At 63.3% G+C, this 14,520-nt stretch carries 15 protein-coding genes; 1 reads left to right on the top strand and 14 read right to left on the bottom strand.

The features are described 5' to 3' along the window. Window positions 1-3 precede the first annotated feature (3 nt). The 14 genes from AC1DPX_RS05655 to mdh form a co-directional block, all read right to left on the bottom strand. Window positions 4-480: a DUF2867 domain-containing protein gene (locus tag AC1DPX_RS05655; RefSeq protein ID WP_477235145.1), complete on the bottom strand. Its 477-nt coding sequence runs from the start codon at window positions 478-480 to the stop codon at window positions 4-6. A 666-nt stretch (window positions 481-1,146) separates the two neighbouring features. After that, window positions 1,147-2,553 carry a dihydrolipoyl dehydrogenase gene (lpdA, locus tag AC1DPX_RS05650; protein WP_477235143.1) on the bottom strand — a complete coding sequence of 469 codons (1,407 nt, stop codon included), beginning with the start codon at window positions 2,551-2,553 and terminating at the stop codon, window positions 1,147-1,149. A gap of 23 nt (window positions 2,554-2,576) precedes the next feature. Then, window positions 2,577-3,332, bottom strand: a complete 756-nt coding sequence (locus AC1DPX_RS05645; protein WP_096451681.1) for an SDR family oxidoreductase — start codon at window positions 3,330-3,332, stop codon at window positions 2,577-2,579. Beyond that, entirely contained in the window at window positions 3,329-3,826 is a 498-nt protein-coding gene (locus AC1DPX_RS05640; RefSeq protein ID WP_244730675.1) for a hypothetical protein, read from the bottom strand. The genes AC1DPX_RS05645 and AC1DPX_RS05640 overlap by 4 nt, the downstream gene beginning before the upstream one ends. A gap of 21 nt (window positions 3,827-3,847) precedes the next feature. Then, window positions 3,848-4,606: a DUF4241 domain-containing protein gene (locus AC1DPX_RS05635; RefSeq protein ID WP_096451685.1), complete on the bottom strand. Its 759-nt coding sequence runs from the start codon at window positions 4,604-4,606 to the stop codon at window positions 3,848-3,850. 16 nt (window positions 4,607-4,622) lie between these two features. Next, a complete protein-coding gene (odhB, locus tag AC1DPX_RS05630) occupies window positions 4,623-5,900 on the bottom strand; it encodes a 2-oxoglutarate dehydrogenase complex dihydrolipoyllysine-residue succinyltransferase (RefSeq protein ID WP_477235141.1) in 1,278 nt (425 codons plus the stop codon). 42 nt (window positions 5,901-5,942) lie between these two features. After that, on the bottom strand, window positions 5,943-8,930 hold the full coding sequence (locus AC1DPX_RS05625) for a 2-oxoglutarate dehydrogenase E1 component (protein WP_202357199.1): 2,988 nt from the start codon (window positions 8,928-8,930) through the stop codon (window positions 5,943-5,945). A 148-nt stretch (window positions 8,931-9,078) separates the two neighbouring features. Continuing rightward, on the bottom strand, window positions 9,079-9,981 hold the full coding sequence (sucD, locus tag AC1DPX_RS05620; protein WP_115141880.1) for a succinate--CoA ligase subunit alpha: 903 nt from the start codon (window positions 9,979-9,981) through the stop codon (window positions 9,079-9,081). 27 nt (window positions 9,982-10,008) lie between these two features. Then, complete coding sequence (locus tag AC1DPX_RS05615) at window positions 10,009-10,425, bottom strand: PIN domain-containing protein (protein ID WP_477235140.1); 417 nt, start codon at window positions 10,423-10,425, stop codon at window positions 10,009-10,011. Then, complete coding sequence (locus AC1DPX_RS05610) at window positions 10,352-10,657, bottom strand: hypothetical protein (protein WP_477235138.1); 306 nt, start codon at window positions 10,655-10,657, stop codon at window positions 10,352-10,354. The genes AC1DPX_RS05615 and AC1DPX_RS05610 overlap by 74 nt, the downstream gene beginning before the upstream one ends. A gap of 83 nt (window positions 10,658-10,740) precedes the next feature. Next, the gene (locus AC1DPX_RS05605) at window positions 10,741-11,238 is read right to left on the bottom strand and encodes a DUF1579 family protein (protein WP_202357195.1); all 498 of its coding nucleotides are present in this window, start codon (window positions 11,236-11,238) and stop codon (window positions 10,741-10,743) included. 3 nt (window positions 11,239-11,241) lie between these two features. Then, window positions 11,242-11,613 carry a cupin domain-containing protein gene (locus tag AC1DPX_RS05600; protein ID WP_202357194.1) on the bottom strand — a complete coding sequence of 124 codons (372 nt, stop codon included), beginning with the start codon at window positions 11,611-11,613 and terminating at the stop codon, window positions 11,242-11,244. Window positions 11,614-11,617: 4 nt separating this feature from the next. Then, the gene (gene sucC / locus AC1DPX_RS05595) at window positions 11,618-12,811 is read right to left on the bottom strand and encodes an ADP-forming succinate--CoA ligase subunit beta (RefSeq protein ID WP_477235136.1); all 1,194 of its coding nucleotides are present in this window, start codon (window positions 12,809-12,811) and stop codon (window positions 11,618-11,620) included. A gap of 48 nt (window positions 12,812-12,859) precedes the next feature. Beyond that, window positions 12,860-13,828 (bottom strand): malate dehydrogenase, encoded by a 969-nt coding sequence (mdh, locus tag AC1DPX_RS05590; RefSeq protein ID WP_056574603.1) that lies wholly within the window; start codon window positions 13,826-13,828, stop codon window positions 12,860-12,862. Window positions 13,829-14,062: 234 nt separating this feature from the next. On the opposite strand from mdh, the gene AC1DPX_RS05585 reads away from it, so the two are divergent. Then, a complete protein-coding gene (locus tag AC1DPX_RS05585; protein WP_477235134.1) occupies window positions 14,063-14,491 on the top strand; it encodes a GNAT family N-acetyltransferase in 429 nt (142 codons plus the stop codon). The last annotated feature ends 29 nt before the right edge of the window (window positions 14,492-14,520 follow it).

Here is a 14,520-nt window from a genome sequence, read left to right as displayed (position 1 = left end):
CCCCTATTTGATCAAGACCTGAGCCAGCATCGCCGGAACGATGATGCGGTGAAACGGCATGATGATGGCGAGATAGGTCCGCCCAAACAGATTGTGCGTCTTCACGATCGTCGATGCGGCCACCTCCTGCCGGCCCGCGCCGAGGTCGTTCACCTCCACCAGGAGGCGGAAATCGAGATGCCGGTCGTTCAGCCCAAGGACGACCCTGCCGGGCGCCTGGCTGATGAGCGGAAACATGCCGACCTTGCTTTCCGGCGGCGCGTCGGGGTCAGCCCCGCCTTTCAGCCCAAATGGCCTGACGGCAAGGTTGCGCAGCGCCGTAAGCCGGCCGACCCATCGCGGTGTTCGCGCCAGGGCGCGTTCGGCCGCGCCCATGGCGGTCAATGCAAGGCCATCGGTTGTCAGTACGTATCGGTCGGCAAACTGAGCGCCGGCAAGAACGCCTTCGGGATCGGGAAAGGTTTGTGCGGTGGGCGTCATATCGGCAAATCCCTCGCAACCAACGATAGCATCGGTTGGTTTGGCTCGCTGCGTGGCGAAACGCCGCCGGCCCGGAGAGGACTGGTCGAGGATTTCCGCAAAGCCGGCTATACTGTCACCGCCGTCAATTGAGTCGGATGGCGGTGGGGGGCCCAAACGCCGCGTTTTCGGCGCTTTCCTTCCCTAGCGTGAAACCCATTCAACGGTTGCGCGTTGATGGCTGTTGATTGATCATTTTCATCCACGGAGGACACTTTTATGGCGAATCCATCGAACGACACTCCCAGGCCAAGCGGCGGGGGCGGCAGCCCCTGGCTGATTGCGCTGGTCGTCGTTATCCTGGCGATTGTCGCGTATTATGTTTTCGGCAGAAGCGGCGAGCATCCGGCACCCGCCGAACCGCCAGCGGCCAGCACACCGGCCCCGGCGCCTGCTCCGGCAGAACCGATGAAGCCCGCTGAACCGGCCAAGCCAGCCGAACCAGCGCCCGCACCGGCTCCTGCGCCTGCTCCGGCACCCGCGCCTGCACCGGCGCCAGCTCCCGCTCCGGCGCCCGCACCGGCCAACTGATCGGCCCGGCACCAGATACGAACGGCCCGCTGAAAGGCGGGCCGTTCTGTTTGGAGCGATGACCGCTGTTCCAAGCGGTCGAAGCGTTGGCCGTCCTCAGATATGGATCGGCTTGAAGAAAGTGGCCAGCGCCGCTTCCTTCACCGCTTCCGACATCGTCGGATGCGCGTGGCAGGTGCGGGCGAGGTCTTCCGACGAGCCGCCGAACTCCATCAGCACGGCCGCCTCGTGGATCATCTCGCCGGCGCCGAAGCCGACAATGTGCACGCCGAGCACGCGGTCGCTGGCCTTGTCGGCGAGGATCTTCACGAAACCGTCCGTGTGCAGCATGGCGCGGGCGCGGCCATTGGCGCTGAACGGGAATTTTCCGATCTTGTAGTCTATGCCGGCCTTCTTCAGCTCTTCCTCGGTCTTGCCGACCGAGGCGATTTCCGGGCTGGTGTAGACGACGCTCGGGATAACCTCGTAATTCACATGGCCGGCCTGACCGGCGATGGTTTCGGCCACCGCCACGCCCTCGTCCTCGGCCTTGTGCGCCAGCATCGGCCCGGCGATGACATCGCCGATGGCATAGATGCCGGGGACGTTGGTGCGCAGGTGTCCGTCGGTCTTGACCCGGCCGCGCTCGTCGACCTCGACGCCCGCTTCCTTCAGCCCGAGACTGTCGAAAAAGGCGCGGCGGCCGGTGGCGATCAGCACGACATCGGCGGCGATGGTCTCGGCGGCGCCACCCTTCACCGGCTCGAAGGTGACGGTGGCACCCTTCTTGGCCTTGGCGACACCGGTGACCTTGGCGCCGAGCTTGAACTCGAAGCCTTGCTTGGAGAGCAGCCGCTGGAATTGCTTGGAGACCTCGCCGTCCATGCCGCCGAGGATGGTGTCGAGGAACTCGACCACGGTGACCTTGGCGCCGAGCCGCGCCCACACCGAGCCGAGTTCGAGCCCGATGACACCGCCGCCGACCACCACCAGATGGCCCGGAACCTTGTCCAGCGACAGCGCGCCGGTCGACGACACGATGATCTTCTCATCGATATCGACCTTGACCCCGGGAATGCCGGCGACATCCGAACCGGTGGCGATGACGATGTTCTTCGTCTCGATCTCCTCGACCTTGCCGTCCTCGGAGGTGACCGAGACCTTGCCCGCCGCGACCACCTTGCCGGTGCCGCGGAAGGAGTCGATCTTGTTCTTCTTGAACAGGAAGGCGACGCCGTTGACGTTGGACGCCACCGTCGCATCCTTGTGCGCCATCATCTTCTTCAGATTGTGCTTGGGCGCCGGTATCTCGATACCCAGCGTGTCGAAGGAATGGCCGGCCTCGGCGAACATTTCCGAGGCATGGAGCAGCGCCTTCGACGGGATGCAGCCGATGTTGAGGCAGGTGCCGCCGAAGGTAGCGTTCTTCTCGACCACCGCCACCTTCAGCCCAAGCTGTGCCGCCTTGATGGCGCAGACATAGCCGCCGGGTCCAGATCCGATGATAACGACGTCATAAGCCATGTTTGTTTCCCTTTGCTTGGCGCTCAGCGGCCGCCGCTGACATTCAGGATCGCGCCTGTCGTATAGGATGCGGCGTCGGATAGAAGATAGAGAATCGCTGCCGCGACTTCATCCGCGGTGCCCGCCCTTTTCATCGGCAGCGAGTCCTGGATCAGCGCCACCCGATCCGGCTGTCCGCCGGAGGCGTGGATATCGGTGTCGATAATGCCCGGCCGCACCGCGTTGACGCGGATGCCTTCCAGCGCCACCTCGCGGGCAAGCCCGATGGTGAACGTGTCGATGGCGCCCTTGGAGGCGGCATAGTCGACGTAATTGTCGGGCGCGCCCAGCACCGCCGCCGCCGACGAGATGTTGACGATCGCTCCGCCCTTGCCACCATGGCGCGTCGACATGCGCTTGACCGCTTCGCGGGCGCAGAGGATGGAACCGACGACATTGATGCGCATCATGCGCTCCAGCCGTGCCGCGCTCATCTCGTCGACACGCGCCTTGGCGTCGACGATACCGGCATTGTTGACGAAGGCGTCTAGCCGGCCCCAGGTGCGGTCCACCGCTTCGAAGATGGCCAGGATGTCGGCCTCGCTGCCGACATCACCCTTGACGGCAAAAGCGTCGCCGCCGGCAGCCTTGATCTCGGCAACCAGCGCGTCGGCCGCCGCCTGGTTCGAGGCATAGTTGATTGCAACGCGATAGCCCGCCTTGGACCCCTGCCGGCAGACCGCGGCGCCAATGCCGCGACTGCCGCCGGTGACCAACAGCACCTTTTGCGTCTCGCTCATTCCTGGCATCCCTTCAGCGTAAACACATCCGACGGCACTTTTGAGAATCCGCTGCCACCATAGGCCAGCGAATGCCGCAATGACGGCCCAAGATCGGGAAAGATCAGTGTCTTCGGCGCATCGACACCTTCGGCCGGCAACAGCCCGATCGCGCCCTTTTCATCCGACGTATAGATCACACCGTTCCACAGCGTGCAGGCGGCAAGTTCGCCGCCGGTGACGTCGCCCTCGGGGCATTTGTACATCAAGGAACCGTTCGGCCGCGCTTCACCCGAGCTCCACATCACAATGCCGTTCAGCACCACATTGTTGTCGAGGATCATGCGGTAACTGTTGGTGACAACAGCTGAGGTCCCGGTCGGCGTAAAGTCGATCTCGCTGCCACTCTGCGCGTCACCATAGACGGCGAGTTCGATCGGGCAGGCGGCATAAGCGGCAGAGTTGGTAAACAAGATCGCCAGCAATCCAGCGAGACATCGGATGGTGGGCGACATTGCGCTTTGCATCGCGGTGCCCTACTGGCTCTCGCGGCCATCGGCGTTTTCCAGAACGCCAAAATCGGTCATCAGCAGCAGCGGCTCGCCGGCCGCGTCCAGCCCCCAGAACGATGGATAGAATCCGTCGCCCCAGCCGCTCCAGAACATGGCGATGTTGAGCGGGTTGCCGGCAACCGGATGATGCATGACGAACCTGTCCTGGTTGGGCGCGAATTCGGCCGCCAGCACGTCGTCATAGTAATTCTGCTCGGCCTTGAGCTTGTCCTGCTCACCCGACATCAGCGCCATCGCCGTTTTGTCCATGAACGAGCCAAGGCCGGCATCGACGGGATAGCCGAAGATCTCGTCGCCCTTCAAGGTCGACGCATCCTGGCCGGGCACTGTCGCCAGTTCCCAGCGAACCGGCGTGCCGGGCTTGAAGCGCAGCACCGAAATCGCGACGCGGCCCTGGGCTTCCAGCAGCGAAACCGGGTAGCGCCCCGGTTTGACCCTACGGCTCAAGGCCGGCATCTCGGTATCGCTGATCAGAGGATCGCACGCGATGATTTCACCGGTCGGCAATTCGAGTTCGCCGATCGGAGTGACGGTGATCTTCCGCTCTTCCAGTTGAGCATCGCTCAAAGCGAAAATGCCAAGATTGCTGCTCGCCTGCGAAGGGTCCCATTGGGCTGCCGTCGCCAGCGACGGAACGACGGCGGCGGCCAGGCCAATAGACCGCAGGACGCCACCGGCTCGCCGGCCCAGGCTGTAACCGAACCGCTCCAGCCAGCCGCTCATCGGGGGTCAGCCTTGCTCACAGATCAAGCACCAGCCGTTCCGGATCCTCCAGGCTTTCCTTGACGCGGACCAGGAAGGTCACGGCTTCCTTGCCGTCGACGATCCGGTGATCGTAGCTGAGCGCCAGATACATCATCGGCCGGATCACGATCTGGCCGCCGACCACGACGGGCCGGTCCTGGATCTTGTGCATGCCCAGAATGCCGGACTGCGGCGCATTGAGGATCGGCGTCGACATCAGCGAGCCGTAGACGCCGCCATTGGATATCGTGAACGTGCCGCCCTGCATGTCGGCGACCGACAGCTTGCCGTCGCGCGCGGCGATGCCCAGCCGGCCGATTTCCTTCTCGATCTCGGCGATCGACATCTGGTCGGCATCGCGCACCACAGGCACGACCAGGCCCTTCTCGGTGCCGACGGCGACGCCGACATGGGCAAAGTTCTTGTAGATGATGTCGGTGCCGTCGATCTCGGCATTGACCGCCGGGATTTCCTTCAGCGCGTGGGTGACGGCCTTGGTGAAGAAGCCCATGAAGCCGAGCTTCACGCCGTGCTTCTTCTCGAACACGTCCTTGTACTTGGTCCTGAGCGCCATCACCGCCGACATGTCGACCTCGTTGAAGGTCGTCAGCATGGCGGCGGTCGACTGTGCTTCCTTGAGCCGCCGCGCGATGGTCTGGCGCAATTTGGTCATGCGCACGCGCTCTTCACGCGAGGCATCGTCGCCGGAGGACGGTGCACGCACCGCGATCGGTGCCGGCGCTGCCTTCGGTGTCTCCGCAGGCTGCGACGGCGCGCCCTTGGAGATGGCGTCGAGCACGTCGCCCTTCAGCACCTGGCCGCGCTTGCCCGAGCCGGAAAGCTGGTCGACCGACAAATTGTTCTCGGCGATGAGTTTCGCGGCGGCCGGCGCCGGCGGCATGGTGCGCGGCTCGACCGTGCCGGCATCGCCGGCGATCTTGGCGGTCTCGGCCGCGGCCTGCTTGCTGGTCGACGCCGCATCCGGCGAGGAGGCCTGCGACACCGCCTGCGGCTTGGTCACTGGGGCAGCAGCGCCACCAGCCGAAATCGAGCCCAGCAGCGCGCCGACACCGACCGTCTCGCCTTCCTTGGCGACGATTTCGCCCAGCGTGCCGGCGGCGGCGGCCGGAACCTCTATCGTCACCTTGTCGGTTTCGAGCTCGACCAGCGGCTCGTCGACGGCAATGGCATCGCCGACCTTCTTGAACCATTTTCCGATGGTCGCCTCGGTGACGGATTCGCCGAGAGTGGGAACGCGGATTTCGGTAGCCATTGTGCCTGTCCGTTCTTGTCGGTTCTGTTCTATTCGCCTGCTTTATTCGCCGAGCGCGTCTTCGAGCAAGGCGGCGAGCTGGGCAAGGTGCTTGGACATCAATCCGGTCGCCGGCGACGCGGCCGCCGGCCGGCCGGTGTAGCGCACCCGCTGATGCTTGGCGTCGATATGCGCCAGCACCCATTCCAGATACGGGTCGATGAATGACCAGGCGCCCATGTTCTTGGGCTCCTCCTGGCACCACACCATCTCGGCGTTGCGGAAACGCGACAATTCGGTGATCAGCGCCTTGGCCGGGAACGGATAGAGCTGTTCGACGCGCAAGAGATAGATGTCGTTGATGCCGCGCTTCTCGCGCTCCTCGTAGAGGTCGTAGTAGACCTTGCCCGAGCACAGCACGACGCGGCGGATCTTCGAATCCTTGGTGAGCTTGATCGGCTGGTTGGGCAACAGCTGGGCATCGTCCCACAACAGCCGGTGGAACGAGCTTTCGCCCGAGATTTCCGGCAGCGTCGACACCGCCCGCTTGTGGCGCAGCAGCGACTTCGGCGTCATCAGGATCAGCGGCTTGCGGAAGTCGCGCTTCAGCTGCCGGCGCAGGATGTGGAAGTAGTTGGCCGGCGTGGTGCAATTGGCCACCTGCATATTGTCTTCGGCGCAAAGCTGCAGGAAGCGCTCGAGCCTTGCCGAGGAATGTTCCGGACCCTGGCCTTCATAGCCATGCGGCAAGAGACAAACGAGACCCGACATTCTGAGCCACTTGCGTTCGCCCGACGAGATGAACTGGTCGAACACCACCTGGGCGCCGTTGGCGAAGTCGCCGAACTGCGCTTCCCATAGTGTCAGCGCCTTCGGCTCGGCCAGGCTGTAGCCATATTCGAAGCCCAGCACCGCCTCTTCCGACAGCATCGAGTTGATGACTTCGTAGCCGGCCTGTGCCGCCGACAGATTGTTGAGCGGGATGTAGCGGGTTTCGTCGCGCTGGTCGTAGAGCACGGAATGGCGCTGCGAGAAGGTGCCGCGTTCGGAATCCTGACCAGACAGGCGGATCGGGTTGCCATCGAGCAGGATGGCGCCGAAAGCCAGCGCCTCGGCCGTCGACCAGTCGATGCCTTCGCCGGATTCGATGGCTTCGCGGCGGTTTTCGAGGAAGCGGATGATCGTCTTGTGCGCCTCGAAACCCTTCGGCACCTCGGTCAGCTTCTTGCCGATTTCCTTCAGCGTCTTGACCGGCACGGCGGTCTTGCCACGGCGCTGTTCGTCCTGGTTGTCGGCCGTGCGCAGGCCCGACCACGCGCCATCCAGCCAGTCGGCCTTGTTGGGCTTGTAGTGCTGGCCGACTTCCCACTCCGATTCCAGATGCGCGCGCCAGTCGGCCTTCATCTGGTCGAGCTCGGCCTGGGTGATATGGCCCTCGGCGATGAGCCGGTCGCCATAGATCTGCACCGTCGTCTTGTGGGTACGGATGTTGCGGTACATGATCGGCTGGGTGAAGGCCGGCTCGTCGCCTTCATTGTGGCCGAAGCGGCGGTAGCAGAACATGTCCACGACCACCGGCTTGTGGAACTTCATGCGGAATTCGATCGCCACCTTGGTGGCGTGCACCACGGCTTCCGGGTCGTCGCCATTGACGTGGAAGATCGGCGCCTCGATCATCTTGGCGACGTCGGACGGATAGGGCGACGAGCGCGAGAAGCGCGGATTGGTGGTGAAGCCGATCTGGTTGTTGATGATAAAATGCAGCGTGCCGGCGACGCGGTGGCCGCGCAGGCCCGACAGGCCGAGGATTTCGGCGATCACGCCCTGGCCGGCGAAGGCGGCGTCGCCATGCAGCAGCAGCGGCAGCACCTTGGCGCGCTCCTCCAGCGGCACGATTTCCTCGCGGCCGCGGCCGAACAGATAATCCTGCTTGGCGCGCGCCTTGCCCATGACAACGGGATCGACGATTTCCAGGTGCGAGGGGTTGGCAGTCAGCGACAGATGCACCTTGTTGCCGTCGAACTCGCGGTCCGACGAGGCGCCGAGATGGTACTTCACGTCGCCCGAGCCCTCGACCTCGTCGGGGGCGGCCGAGCCGCCCTTGAACTCGTGGAAGATGGCGCGGTGCGGCTTGGCCATCACCTGGGAAAGCACGTTGAGGCGGCCGCGATGGGCCATGCCAAGCACGATCTCCTTCATGCCGAGCTGGCCGCCGCGCTTGACGATCTGCTCCAGCGCCGGGATCAGCGCCTCGCCGCCGTCGAGGCCGAAGCGCTTGGTGCCCTTGTACTTGACGTCGATGAACTGCTCGAAGCCTTCGGCCTCGACCAGCTTCTGCAGGATCGCCTTCTTGCCGGTGGTGGTGAAGGAGATTTCCTTGTCGGCGCCTTCGATGCGCGCCTGGATCCAGGCCTTCTCCTCGGGATCGGAGATGTGCATGAATTCGACGCCGAGCGTCGAGCAATAGGTGCGGGTGAGGATTTCCAGCATCTGCCGGATGGTGCCGAATTCCAGCCCCAGCACATTGTCGAGGAAGATCGGCCGGTCGTAATCGGCTGCGGTGAAGCCGTAATTCTCCGGCGACAGTTCGTTATAGTCTTCGAGCGGCTTGGCGATGCCGAGCGGATCGAGATTGGCGTGCAGATGGCCACGCATGCGATAGGCGCGGATCATCATGATGGCGCGCACGGAATCGCGCGTCGCCTGGTGCACATCGGCATCGGAGAGCACGACGCCGTTGGTGACCGCCTTGTCCTTGACCTTCTTTTCCAGGTGCTTCTCGACGATGCCCCAATTGCCGTCGAGCGCCGACACCAGTTCGCCATTGGCCTGCAGCGGCCAGGAAGGCCTGGCCCAGGAAGCGCCCTTGGCATTCCTGCGCACATCGCCGGCATCGTCCTTCAGCCCGGCGAAGAACTCCTGCCATTCAGGATTGACCGAGGCCGGATCGTCCTCATAGGCGGCATAGAGCGCGTCGATGTAATCGGCGTTGCCGCCATAGAGGAAAGAGGTGAGCGAAAATTGGTCGTTGGCCTGATCTTGTCTTGCCATTTTTTGCCTGCGGAGCCTGGCTCCGTCTCCTTGCGTTTGGAGGGGAGTAGGGCAGTAAGGCAATAGGGCAGTAGGAAAGTGGCGTTGCCGCCGCTCGTCCCGTTCTTCCTATTCCCCTACTGCCATACTGCCCTACTCCCTTACTGCCTTAACCCTTGATCGCCTCGACCAAGGTCGTGCCCAGCCGTGCCGGCGAGGGCGATACTTTTATTCCGGCCGATTCCATCGCCGCGATCTTGTCCTCGGCGCCGCCTTTGCCGCCGGAGATGACCGCGCCGGCATGGCCCATGGTGCGGCCGGCCGGCGCCGTGCGCCCGGCGATGAAGCCGGCCATCGGCTTCTTGCGGCCACGCTTGGCTTCGTCCTTGAGGAACTGCGCGGCGTCTTCCTCGGCCGAACCGCCGATCTCGCCGATCATGATGATCGACTTGGTCTCGTCGTCGGCGAGGAACATCTCGAGCACGTCGATGAACTCGGTGCCCTTGACCGGATCGCCACCGATGCCGACGGCTGTGGTCTGCCCGAGGCCGACATTGGTGGTCTGGAACACAGCCTCATAGGTAAGTGTTCCCGAGCGCGAAACAACGCCGACCGAGCCCTTGCGGAAGATGTTTCCGGGCATGATGCCGATCTTGCATTCGTCGGGCGTGAGCACGCCTGGGCAGTTCGGGCCGATCAGCCGCGAAGTCGAGCGGTCGAGCCGCGCCTTGACCTTGACCATGTCCATCACCGGAATGCCTTCGGTGATGCAGATGATCAGCGGGATTTCCGCCTCGATCGCTTCCAGGATCGCTTCGGCGGCACCCGCCGGCGGCACATAGACGACGGACGCGTTGGCGCCGGTCTTCTCCTTGCCTTCGGCGACGGTGGCGAAGATCGGCAAGCTCTCGCCCTTCGACCCGGTCCACGTCTCGCCGCCCTTCTTGGGATGGATGCCGCCCACCATCTTGGTGCCGTGATAGGCCAGCGCCTGTTCGGTGTGGAACGTGCCGGTCTTGCCGGTCAGGCCCTGCACCAGCACCTTGGTGTTCTTGTCGACGAGAATGGACATGGGTGATTACGCCTCTGGATTCAGCGATTACAAGAAAGGATTGACGGCTCGGACCGAGCCATAAACCTGGTTGTGGTTGAGATCTTCGGTGTAGAAAATCGGAGCGCCGAGATATTCAGCCGCGGCAAGAAGCGCGGCGTCGTAATAGTGAATTCCGTAACGGCGCGCGAGGTCGAGTCCCGAGCGAACATAGCTTTCATCGACAGGCACCAACGGACAGGTCCCGAGGAGGACCAGCCATTGGTCGAGCAGATCGTCCCCCAGAAGGGATTTCCCGCGCGCCACAGCGGCGAATTCGGCCAAAGTCTGCCCCGACACGCCGAAGACAGTGCTCGACACCAGATCCCCGGCGATTGGCGCGCGGCGTGGGTCACGATTCTTCTCCGAAGCGGCGTAGATCAGGACGTTCGTGTCGAGAAAGCAGTCGATCTTGCCGGTCGGCATAGGCGTCCCTTCGATCCCACTTGTAAGGGGTGTCGGCGCTATCGCTCCGTTTCGCGGCCTCGTCCATGAGCCGCCTCATTCCTGCTTTGGCCCAGGCAATCCGGTCTTCCTGCTCCACTTCATGGGCAAGCAGTGAACGAATGAGGGCGTTAAGGGTCGTCTTGCGGCGCCCGGCAAGGCCTCGCGCCTGTTCGAGCAGAGCTTCGTCCATGGCCAGGGTGACATTCTTCATCGCGCGTCTCCACATAAACACACAGCCATAATATGTGTGATTATGTGTAATCCTTCAACCGTCTTGCCCACGATCTCCATCGCTCAGCCTTCCCCGAACTCAGAGGGCGGGACGCGCCGATAGACGCCGCTCACCATGTCTTGCCAGCCATCGCTGCCAACGGGTCGGAATTGCAACCGCATACGATAGCTGTCGCTGCCGTCGAAATCGTAGGTCACGCGTGCGGCCCCGCGCGGTGATGAGCGCAGCAGCGTCAGCGTGGTGTCGTCCCATGTGCCCGTGGCAGGCGAGGCCGGCACGAAGCCCATCGAATCGAACTGATGCATGGTGACGAGGCTGTTTTGCTGGTCGAAGCCGAACACGCTGTGCGCGCCGAAGGAAATCGTGCCGTCGCGGCGCTGGCGATAGCGCTGCACCACGAACAGGCCGCCGAACTGTGCCTCTGCCAGCACTTCGGAAGTCGCCGAGCCGCCATCGGCCCATTGTGTGTCCGCCACCTCTTCCTCGCCGCGCCACGCGCCGACCAACACCTGCAAGCGCTGGTGATCGGCCGAAAGCGAAGAAAAGGATGCAGCGTTCATGGGTCAGAGCCGCTTCAGATCGGTGACGGTGAGATCGCTCTTGGCGTTGCCGGTGTTGAGCGTCGTCGCCGGCTCGAACATCAGCACCACGGGTTCTGATGTCAGCGAACGCGGCCGGTGCTCGACACCGCGCGGCACGACGATGAAATCGCCCTCGCCAAGCTCGACCGGACCGTCGCGGAAATCGATGGCGATGCGCCCGCGCAGCACCAGGAACGCCTCGTCCTCATTGTCATGAGCGTGCCAGTCGAAAGCCTCGCCGAACTTGGCGACCTTCGCCTGGCTGTCATTGACGTCGCCGGCGATATGCGGATCGAAGACCTTCTCGATCTTCTGATCCGCCGCCTCGACGAGGTTTATCTTGCGCGGAGGCACAGGCTCAGCCCTTCACCGCCGCCACGATCTTCTTGGCTGCGTCGTCCAGATCATCGGCCGACACCACGTTCAGGCCGCTGTCGTTGATGATCTTCTTGCCGAGCTCGGCATTGGTGCCTTCCAGGCGCACCACCAGCGGCACCTTGAGCCCGACTTCCTTGACCGCGGCGATCACGCCCTCGGCGATGATGTCGCACTTCATGATGCCGCCGAAGATGTTGATCAGTATGCCTTTGACCGCAGGGTCCTTGGTGATGATCTTGAACGCCGCCGTCACTTTTTCCTTGGACGCGCCGCCGCCGACATCGAGGAAGTTGGCGGGCTCGGCACCATAGAGCTTGATGATGTCCATCGTTGCCATGGCAAGGCCGGCGCCGTTGACCATGCAGCCGATATTGCCGTCGAGCGCGACATAGGCGAGGTCGTATTTCGACGCCTCGATTTCCTTCTCGTCCTCTTCGGTGGTGTCGCGCAGTTCGAGCGCGTCGGGGTGGCGGAACAGCGCGTTGTTGTCGAACGACACTTTGGCGTCGAGCACGCGCAGCCGGCCGTTCTTCATGACGATCAGCGGGTTGACCTCGAGCAGGCTCATGTCCTTCTCGACGAAGGCCTTGTAGAGGATCGGGAACAGCGTGCCGCCATCCTTGGCGGCGTCGCCGTCGAGCTTCAACGCGCCGTTGAGCGCCTTGACGTCATCCGCCGTCACACCCTTTTCCGGATCGATGGCGACGGTGATGATCTTTTCCGGCGTGTCGTGGGCGACCGCCTCGATATCCATGCCGCCTTCGGTCGAGACGACGAAGGCAATGCGGCCGACCGAACGGTCGACCAGGATCGACAGATAAAGCTCGCGCTCGATTTCGGCGCCGTCCTCGATATAGAGGCGGTTGACCTGCTTGCCGGCCGGGCCGGTCTGCTTGGTCACCAGCGTGTGACCGAGCATCTCGTTGGCGTTGGCGACGACGTCGGCGACCGACTTCGCCAACCGCACGCCACCCTTGGCGTCGGGGCCGAGCTCCTTGAACTTGCCCTTGCCGCGGCCGCCGGCGTGGATCTGGCTCTTCACCACATAGAGCGGGCCGGGCAGCGCTTGTGCCGCGGCTTCGGCCTCGCTTGCCTTGAACACCGGCACGCCTTCGGCCACCGGCGCGCCAAAGCTCTTCAGCAGCGCCTTGCCCTGATATTCATGGATGTTCATGGGAACGATCTCCAGGTCTTTTTGCCGGGGGTTGTCTTTTGGCTGGGTTCACTTCGAGGCGAGCTGCGGCGCGATCTTGACGCAGGCCTCGGTCAGGCCCTGCACCGTCGCCACCGAGCTCTCGAACATCTTCTGCTCGGCCTTGTTGAGGTCGATCTCGATGATGCGCTCGACGCCGCCGGCGCCGATCACCACGGGAACGCCGACATAGGTGCCCTTGACGCCATACTGGCCGGACAGGTGCGCGGCGCAAGGCAGAACACGCTTCTTGTCCTTGAGATAGGCTTCGGCCATCTGGATCGCCGAGGCCGCCGGCGCGTAATAGGCCGAGCCGGTCTTGAGCAGGCCGACGATCTCGGCGCCGCCGTCACGGGTGCGCTGCACGATCTGGTCGAGCTTCTCCTTCGAGGTCCAGCCCATCTTGACGAGGTCGGGCAGCGGAATGCCCGACACCGTCGAATAGCGGATCATCGGCACCATGGAATCGCCGTGGCCGCCGAGCACGAAGGCGGTGACGTCCTCGACCGACACCTTGAATTCCTCGGCCAGGAAGTAGCGGAAGCGCGCGCTGTCGAGCACGCCGGCCATGCCGACCACATGGGTCTTGGGCAGGCCGGAAAACTTCTGCAGCGCCCACACCATGGCGTCGAGCGGGTTGGTGATGCAGATGACGAAGGCCTTCGGCGCGTACTTCTTCAGGCCGGCTCCGACCTGTTCCATGACCTTGAGGTTGATGCCGAGCAGGTCGTCGCGGCTCATGCCCGGCTTGCGCGGCACGCCGGCGGTGACGATGCAGACGTCAGCACCCTCGATACCGGCATAGTCGTTGACGCCGGTCAGTCGGGAGTCGAAACCATCGACCGGCGACGACTGCGCGATATCGAGCCCCTTGCCTTGCGGAATACCCTCGGCAATATCGAACAGAACCACGTCGCCGAGGTCCTTGAGGCCGATCATGTGGGCCAGCGTGCCGCCGATCATGCCCGAGCCGATAAGCGCTATCTTGTTGCGTGCCATGTGAGGATGTTTTCCCTTTGTCTGTGACTGCGCCCAAATCTTTGACGACTTGATGACGGCGTCGAGGAAGAGGCCGGAATGCCGAGGAAACCCGCGAGATTTCGCCGCACCCAATAGCCCCGGTGCAAGATAAATTCAAACGATTATTTTGGAGTGAGCATTTTCAATCGGTTAGATGGATTGGGATTTACGTAAACGTTAAAGTTTGTAAGCCGACTTGGGAGAATTTACACAATGAAGATGGAGATCGTAAGGCTTGAGGCCGGTGATGACGCCCTTGTGATGCGGGTTGCCGAGGATGTGTTCGACGAGCCGGTCAGGCCGGACCGGTTGTCGGCCTATCTCGGCCAACCCGGCCATTTCATGGTCGTCGCGCTCGCCGATGGCGTGGTCGTCGGTCAATGTGCCGCCGTCATCCACCGCCATCCCGACAAGGTCAGCGAACTCTATATCGACGAGGTCGGCGTATCGCCCGCCTTCCAGCGCCAGGGCATCGCACGCGAAATGCTCGACGCGATGTTCGCGATCGGCAGGGAGAATGGCTGCGAGGAAGCCTGGGTCGGCACCGAACCCGACAACCTCCCGGCCCGTGCACTCTACGAGTCGCGCAAGGAGCCGCATGGAGAAGCCGAGGGTTTCGTCATGTATGCCTACAGGCTCTAGCGGCCAGGGTCCTCTTTTTGCCCTGCGTC

The organism is Mesorhizobium sp. 01N446 (assembly GCF_056399285.1).
This window is presented reverse-complemented; position numbering and strand designations above follow the sequence as displayed.